This is a genomic window from Flavitalea flava (assembly GCF_054461575.1).
Window position 1 is genome coordinate 1 of sequence record NZ_JBTLQH010000100.1, and the last position, 6,182, is coordinate 6,182.

The following is a 6,182-nucleotide window of genomic DNA, read 5'->3' on the forward strand; positions in this document are numbered from 1 at the left end:
GATCAATACCGCTACATCCGCAAAGGGCGTTATAGAATGTTGCAGATCTTTAGAGGGTATAATGCCCATAACGCTGATGGTTCCCAGGATATAGACCAGGGTGGTGATTACCGTCCCCAGGATAGTGGCACGGGGAATAGTCACCTCCGGGTTCTCCACATTTCCAGCTGGAATCGTCGCACATTCCATACCCAGAAAGGCAAAGAAGGTGAGGGTCGCCGTAGAGGTAATAGCAGACAGATCGGATTGCCCGCTTATATTGAAGGGAGAAAAGTTCTTCCAATGAAGGAAAAAAAGACCGGCCACCGCTACCAGGATAAGGGGAATCATTTTTAAGATCGTAGTGATCAATTGCATCCTTCCCGAAGCTTTTATACCGCGGGTATTGACCCAGGTGAGGAACCAGATGGCCGAAAGGCTGGTTAGTATAGCCAACAGGGAATTGTCAGCAAGAACGGGGAAAAAAGTACTTAGCGCCCCTACCAGGGATACGGAAATCGTCGCGTTGGTACACCAGACAGAGATCCAGTATCCCCAGGCCACAATAAAAGCGGAAAAATCCCCGAACCCGCTCCTGGTATATGCATAAGGCCCGCCATCTGCATGGGGCAATAGTTTGCTTAACCGGCTGAAAACGATGGCCAGTAGTAATGCGCCTGCCGAAGAAAACAGCCAGCCTAAAAGGCTGATACCTCCAAAAGAAGCCAGGGCACCAGGCAAAAGAAATACACCCGACCCTACCATATTCCCGATGACCAGGGAAGTACTGGTCCACAAACCGAGTTTATTTTCTGCTTTTTCAGGCCCGTTGTTAGTAATATGTCTGGTTTTATTGGTGATTGGTATCCGTGGAACTCTTCTCTGATCCACTGGCCGAAGGCATTTCAAGATAACCATTTGAAGCAATACCAGCAAGGATTCGTTTTTGCTTATTTTTTGGGTAATTTCTGGTAATTCCGTGCCCCCCCTTTTGAGTGAGTGGGAGGCCCCCCGGTTCGTAGTATTTCAGGATTCATTTAATTTTAATATCTTCGAAAGATCAGAAGGTTTATTTATTTAGCATGGCTTTCCTGGTTGATTTTTCCATTCCATAATTTTTGTCTACCCTTTTTTCGTTACCTGACCTTGTTTTCGATACCAGACCATAGTTTTCCGCCAGCCCTTATTTTTTCCTGTCCCCTGTTCTATTTCCATACCCTGTCCTATTCCTGACCCAGGCCTTTTTACAGACCTTGTCCTTTTTGCTGACCGTTTTTTAAAAACCCATTCTGAACATGTCCCTTTCAGCATCACTAATGGCTTCGGAAATAATTCCTTATGGCGAAAGAAGGATAAACCTTTCCTCGAAAGGAAAAGAGATTTTTGTGATCAGTGACTTACATATGGCATCCGGAGTAAATAGTAACGGTAATTACGATGGGACGGAGAATTTTTTTGCCGACAACTCCTTCACCCGTTTCCTGGATCACCTGGAGACTAGTATCCCTGCATGGAAAAAAGGGTTTTTGATCATCAACGGAGATCTGATCGACTTTCTGCGGATCCGGAATATTCCGGAGACGCCTGAAGATTTCGAAAACTGGAAGGACATCCTGTCGGATCTTGGAATAGCCATGCCCATTATTAATTTGCAAAATTCCATCACCAAAAAAGAGATCAAATACGGTCTCCGGACCGATGATTACAAATCCGTATGGAAATTATTTATCTGTGCTACGGGCCATCCGCAATTTTTTGAAAGATTGGCATTATGGACAGGAAATGGGAACGAAATACTCATTACCAAAGGAAACCATGACCTGGAATGGTTCTGGAAACCTGTTCGGAATTATTTTCGGGTTATCCTGGCCCGAAACCTGGCGGGCTATGGTTTGACGACAAAAGATGGCTTGAAGGAAAAAGAAAGTTTGACTCCGAAGGACATTTTGACTTCGAAAGACAGGTCAGTAGAAATAGAAAGGGCGCTGACAGAAAAGATTATTCCCCGCGTTCATTTCGCCGATGATTCGCTGGTGATCGATGGAAAAGTATATATCGAACACGGCCACCGCTACGAAAATTTTACAGCCGTCGACGGCCCGCCTGTTCTTCCTAACGATACACAACTCAATCTTCCCTTCGGATCCTTTTTTAACCGTTACCTGATCAACCGTATAGAACTGGCCTATCCGCATATAGACGATGTCCGTCCACGACAGAATATTTTACCGCTGCTCCTCCGGGAAAGATTCCCGTTGGCTATTCAATTGTTGTTCAGCTATATTCCATTTACCTTTTTAATCATTCCCAAAAGACAATATGGATATGCGCTCCGGTATTTGTTCCATTTCGTGCTGATCATTATCGTTCCGGTCCTGATCACCGGTTTTGCCATTTATAAAAGTTTTCCCAACATTTTACCGGCAGGGAACTCAACAGGGGCGACTTCCCCATCGGTCTGGCAACAGATTTTTTCCGAATTGAAGAACCTGCTCTTCCTTTCTCTTTCCTATTTCCTGGGAAGATTGTTTGCCATGCTTCAACTTTCTTCTCCTTCCACCCTTTTCCCCAATGCTCAACGAATTTTTACGGAGAACCCTGATTTGCAGCTGGTCTCTTTCGGTCATACCCATAATCCCGAACAATTGAATGGTGAAACTATCGGGGGAAAGGCAGCGGCCGAAGAAGCCGGGATCAAAAGATATTCTAATACCGGCACCTGGATACCTGTCTATGAAATGGACGCAGCGGATGTAAGGCTGGATAAGACCTATACCTTCCTGCATCTGGAAAATGACGAAACAGGGAATATAAAAAAAACCGATCTGTTCCGCTGGAATGACGATGCCAGGCGTATCGAACCGCTGGTGCTGGTGGACCTGAAATAAAACTAAAATTTATAAATTATGGCGCAACTATGGACCTACGAAACACTGGCACAGGCCGATAAAGCGACAATGGAGAATATCCTCCGGACAGGAACTCCGCCGGATCTCGAGGCGCTGAACGGCTATATTTACTGTGGATGGAACCATGAATGGTTCGCCGGGCGCCTGTCCGGGATAAAATTCAAAAAAGGGTTCCATAAAAAGGATGGAATGAATTGCGGTTATAATGAAACGGTCGTCCCTGATAACCAAAAGTATTTAGGGCAATGGGAATCGGGTTTACATAAAGTTCGTCCGAATCAATTGGGTTATTTCAAAACATCTTATGTCAGGGACCAACCGCCCACAAAGTTCGCCAGTCCTTATCAGCACCTGGTTACTTTCGATTACACCCTGCCTTATCATAAATGGTATCTGGTCTGGTTCAGGGTGATCAAGGATTTTGTCGTATGTCCCAACGAAGGCGATAACAGTCTGCTCCTTTGTAAATGTTATTTTCATTTTTCGGATAGTTTTAATGTATTCTATAGTTATTTTCTGCTGGGACATCGTTACGAGATCCGGTATCAGCCCTGGTAAGGGGCCAGGTCCCTGATAAGGGACTAAGGCCCTGATAATGGGCTAAGCCCCTGATATTGGACTTAACCCTGGGGGAAACTCCGGTGGGAAAACAGAAACCTAATCACAGAACTCTGCAAAACTGATACAGCATGAATCCAGCACTTACTCCTGCCGAAATCCGGCTACGCATTTTTCTGAAAACCCTGCTTTGGGCTTCTCTCCTGATCGTTTTTTTCCATGCCTTCCCCAAACTGACTCCATCCTTCCTCGAAAGCGATATCCGGCATGGGTATACGATCTTCGCCAACCATTCCTTTCTTCAGGGTGGCCTCCTCCTTTTTATCCTGGCCCTCTCCATCGGGGATGTCCGGCGTTTTAGTCCCCTGATCCGGCTCCTGCTCTGGTTCCTGGCCATCGGTATTATCTGGTCGGTAATTAATTGGATACGGATCAAAAACCAGGCCCCCGGAGATACCCCGTATTGGGTCCGTACATTTATTTACGCAATTCTGCTTGTATGCGGGTTCCTATTGTTCCGTGCGGCAGGAAAAGCCCGTTATGGATTGAAATATTTGTCTGTCCAGCAATTTCAAACCCTCGAGGCGCTGGCAGAGGTATGCGTTTCAGGTGATGCCTGCGCCAATAAAATGGAGATCCTGCCCATCGAGGTGGCGACTAACGTTGATACTTATCTATTAAGTTTCCGCGCTTCTTCCAAATGGGTAATGAAACTGGTGCTGACGGCGATGGAATGGTATCCCTTATTGTCTCTTCACGTTCCCCTAAGCCAGATGTTGCCGGATGCCCGTCTGACTTTTCTGAAAAAACGTTTTCTGACCGATGAGGAATTCCGGGCTACGCCGGACTGGTACCGGCAATTGATCCAGGCAGCTATCCGGATGTCCAAACAACTTTGTTATATGGGTTACTACAGCGACAGGCGGGTGTATAAAAGCGTGGGGTATATTCCTTTTTCGGAAAGACCGGATAAAAAAGACAGAGAGGCCCGGTTCACCCGGAATTATTCCCTGGCCGATAAGCTGAAGGTGATGAATGAACCGGATATGCAAACGGATGAGATCAGTTCGGATGTGGTGATCGTTGGGTCAGGCGCGGCGGCTTCCATCCTGGCCCGTCAATTGATCGGGTTGGGAAGGAAAGTGCTGCTTATTGAAAGAGGCGAACTTGAATTACCCGATACCTATACCGAAAACGAAGTTGATATGGTTTCACGGCTTTATGCAGACGGAGCCCTCCAGCTATCGCGTGATTTCCGGTTCCAGGTTTTCCAGGGCAGCTGCGTAGGAGGATCAACGGTAGTCAACAACGCCGTTTGTTTCGATACCCCTGATTATATATTAGATCGCTGGATTGGTGAAATGGGCATTGGCCTGGACCGGGAAAAATATGCCGCTTCGATGCAGGAGATCTATAAGATCATGCATGTAGACCATACTCCCCTGATGACCGACGACAAATACCTGAACCCCGGAGGCCGTTTGTTCTCGGATATCTGCGAGCAGCAGGGTTATGGCAAACCGAACCTGGATTCCGTTAAGGCTAATATTGAAGGTTGCCTGGGCTGTGGTTATTGTAATATCGGCTGCAAGTTCGGCCGGAAATTATCCATGCTGGATACTATTTTACCCCAGATCCAGGCGGAATATCCCGGTTCCTTACAAATCATCGCCGGTTGTGAAGCCATTAGTTTTAATAAGAACGGGAATGGAAAGATCATTTCACTGACCGGGCAATTTAAGAACGGGAGGAAGATCACCATCAAGGGGAACACTTTCGTTTCTTCGGCAGGGGCCATCTCTTCCAGTATCTTATTGCTTAAGTCAAAGCTGGGCATCGCGAACGCCGGTAAAAAACTGGCTTTTAACCTTGGGTCCCAGATAACGGCGGCCTTTACACAAACGGTCAATTCCTACGACGGACTGCAGATCTCCCATTTTTTGCGGACCGGGGATCGCCGTTATGTCATGGAGACCTGGTTCAATCCGCCAATGTTCCAATCCACCGCCATGCCCGGCTGGTTCGAACAGCATTTTCATAACATGCATCACTATGGAAATATGGCCTGCACCGGTGTACTCGTGGGCACAGCCTCCAATGCCGAAGTAAAGATTGCGGGTTTGCTTGGCAGGGATATTAATTATCTACCCACCGAGGATGATTTCAACAGCCTGATGGAGGCGCTCGGAATAGCCTCGGAGATTTATCTTAAAGGTGGTGCAGAACGCGTGATGCCCAATACGTTTAATTATTTTGAATACAAGACGGTAGATGACCTGAAGGAAAATCTCCGCAAGGATGTAAAATCCTCCCGGGATATATCTACCGGAACTGGCCACCCGCAAGGCGGGAACGTAATGAGTAATGACGCCGCTACCGGTGTGGTGGACGCAGGCTTTAAGGTTTTTGGGTTCGAGAACCTCTTTGTCTGCGACGCAAGCGTTTTTCCGACCAGTCTGGGCGTGAATCCGCAGGTCACCGTCATGACCCTGGCTCATTATGCAGCGCCGCTGATCGCAGCAAACAACAGGTCTTAATGTTTTATTTTTTCCGGATCGCCGCGAGAATGAACAGGATACCGCTAAAGGCCAGCGCTTCGAATACAGCCGTCAGTTCGCCATGGTCCTTCGGCATGCCGACTGCTCTGGGAATATGCAGCATAAAGACCCACAGGAAGATCATGAGCCCGGAAAGGAAAGCTACCAGGGATTCTTTTATACGAAAGATAAGACAGAG

At 47.2% G+C, this 6,182-nt stretch carries 5 protein-coding genes; 3 read left to right on the top strand and 2 right to left on the bottom strand.

All coding sequences use genetic code 11. The features are described from left to right. Positions 1-870, bottom strand: an 870-nt coding sequence (locus ACX0G9_RS31440) for an amino acid permease (protein WP_459068963.1), incomplete at its 3' end; no start/stop codon positions are given. Positions 871-1,274: 404 nt separating this feature from the next. Between ACX0G9_RS31440 and ACX0G9_RS31445 the strand changes: the two genes are divergently transcribed. From ACX0G9_RS31445 to ACX0G9_RS31455, 3 genes are all read left to right on the top strand, one after another. Further along, complete coding sequence (locus ACX0G9_RS31445) at positions 1,275-2,867, top strand: hypothetical protein (RefSeq protein WP_459068964.1); 1,593 nt, start codon at positions 1,275-1,277, stop codon at positions 2,865-2,867. Positions 2,868-2,885: 18 nt separating this feature from the next. Next, positions 2,886-3,446, top strand: coding sequence for a hypothetical protein (locus ACX0G9_RS31450; RefSeq protein WP_459068965.1), 561 nt, complete (start codon positions 2,886-2,888; stop codon positions 3,444-3,446). A gap of 131 nt (positions 3,447-3,577) precedes the next feature. Then, entirely contained in the window at positions 3,578-5,983 is a 2,406-nt protein-coding gene (locus ACX0G9_RS31455) for a GMC family oxidoreductase N-terminal domain-containing protein (RefSeq protein WP_459068966.1), read from the top strand. Positions 5,984-5,987: 4 nt separating this feature from the next. Here ACX0G9_RS31455 and ACX0G9_RS31460 read toward each other — a convergent pair. Continuing rightward, positions 5,988-6,182: hypothetical protein (locus ACX0G9_RS31460; protein ID WP_459068967.1), on the bottom strand; the 195-nt coding region annotated here is incomplete at its 5' end.

Excerpts from the sequence above, each read along its gene's own strand:
- ACX0G9_RS31445 (WP_459068964.1), top strand. The coding sequence starts at position 1,275 with ATGTCCCTTTCAGCATCACTAATGGCTTCGGAAATAATTCCTTATGGC.
- ACX0G9_RS31455 (WP_459068966.1), top strand. The coding sequence starts at position 3,578 with ATGAATCCAGCACTTACTCCTGCCGAAATCCGGCTACGCATTTTTCTG.
- ACX0G9_RS31450 (WP_459068965.1), top strand. The coding sequence starts at position 2,886 with ATGGCGCAACTATGGACCTACGAAACACTGGCACAGGCCGATAAAGCG.